At 79.2% G+C, this 1454-nt stretch carries 1 protein-coding gene; it reads right to left on the bottom strand.

Annotated features, from left to right (window positions below; all coding sequences use genetic code 11):
- Positions 1-233 precede the first annotated feature (233 nt).
- Positions 234-1454 (bottom strand): MFS transporter (locus tag GTR00_RS20730; protein WP_166613413.1); only part of this gene is annotated, 1221 nt, incomplete at its 5' end.

Here is a 1454-nt window from a genome sequence, read left to right as displayed (position 1 = left end):
GTCCTGGCCCTGGCCGGGATCTCCGTCTCCCTCATGCAGACCCTGGTCATCCCGGTCGTGGGGCGGCTGCCGGTCCTGCTGGGCTCCACCGTGACGGACGGCACCGTGACGGACGGCACCGCGCAGCCGGCGCTGCCCCGCCAGCACCGCCCGGGCCACGCCCCGGCCGCTGCGCGGCGGGACCCACCTGCTCGTCACGGCCGTCCCGCAGCCGCCCCCGGACGCGACCCTCGTCACCGTCGGCGCGCCGGCTCCAGCCGAGGTGGACGTCGCGCGCCAGGGGCCGCGCCCACCCCCACCAGCACGAGCGCGCCGTAGCCGGCGGCGATCTGGAGCATGCTGAACGTCTGCGTCAGGCGCCCGGCGACCAGGCCGGGCACGGCGGCGCTGCTGTAGTTCACGAGGAACACGGTGGAGAGCAGCCCGGCGCGCTCGCCCGGCGCGGTGCGCGCCAGCAGGGTGCCCATGCCGCCGGTCTGGGCCGCTCCCTGCGCCACGCCCGCGAGCAGGCTCGCGCCGAGGAAGGGCCCGATCGCCTCGGCGCGCAGCGCCAGCAGCACCCCGGCCACGCACAGCGCGTAGGCCAGCGCCCCCAGCCGCACCGCCCGCTCCGGGCGCAGCCGGGCGGTCAGCGGGCCGCCGAGGACGCTGAGCAGGGTGAAGGAGCCGAACACGGCCGCCGCCGTCAGCGACGCCTCGGACCCCAGCTGGTCGGCGGCGATCGAGGGGCCGAACGCCTGGTAGAAGCCGCCCACCGACCAGGTCGCCAGGATCAGCCCGGTCACGGCCAGCAGGGGGCGCCCGGCGCCGGCGGGCACGAGCACGCGCGGGCGCAGCGAGGCCAGGGCGCGCCGCGCCGTGGTGCGCGCCACGGGCTCCGGGCCCAGCGCCACCAGGGCGGCGGCGGTCAGGAGCAGGACGGCGACCGCGGAGTACACCAGGTGGCGCGGCGCGGGGGCGTGGTCCACGAGCGCCCCGGACAGCAGCGCGCCGGCGGGGATGCCGAGCATGGGGGCGGCGCTGGTGACCACCGCCGGCAGCCAGCGGGGGCGCTCGGGCGCGCAGTCCACCGCGAGGGCGCCCAGCGCGCTGGAGGCCAGCCCGGTGGCCAGGCCCTGCAGCAGCCGGCCCGCGGCCAGGGCGCCGACGCCGTCCACGCCGAGCAGGACCAGCAGCCCCAGCGCCGAGGAGACCAGCGCGCCGACGCCCACGGGGCGGCGGCCCAGGTGGTCGGACAGGCGGCCCAGCACGAGCAGGGACAGCGCCGCGGCCGCCAGGTACACCACGGTCACCACGGACAGGTCGGCGTTCGTCAGCCCGTCCTGGGCGCGGTAGCTGTTGTAGAGCGGGATGGGGGTGCCCGCGGAGACGAACACCAGCACCAGGGCGGCGGAGGCGGCGGCGAAGCCGGCGGCGCGCGCGGGCCGGTGCGCGGCGCGCGCCGGGGCGGGTGC

The sequence above is a fragment of the Kineococcus indalonis genome (assembly GCF_009906395.1).
In the GTDB taxonomy this organism is placed as follows: domain Bacteria; phylum Actinomycetota; class Actinomycetes; order Actinomycetales; family Kineococcaceae; genus Kineococcus; species Kineococcus indalonis.
The sequence above is the reverse complement of the archived record's forward strand: the minus strand, read 5'-3'. Positions and strand labels throughout refer to the sequence as shown.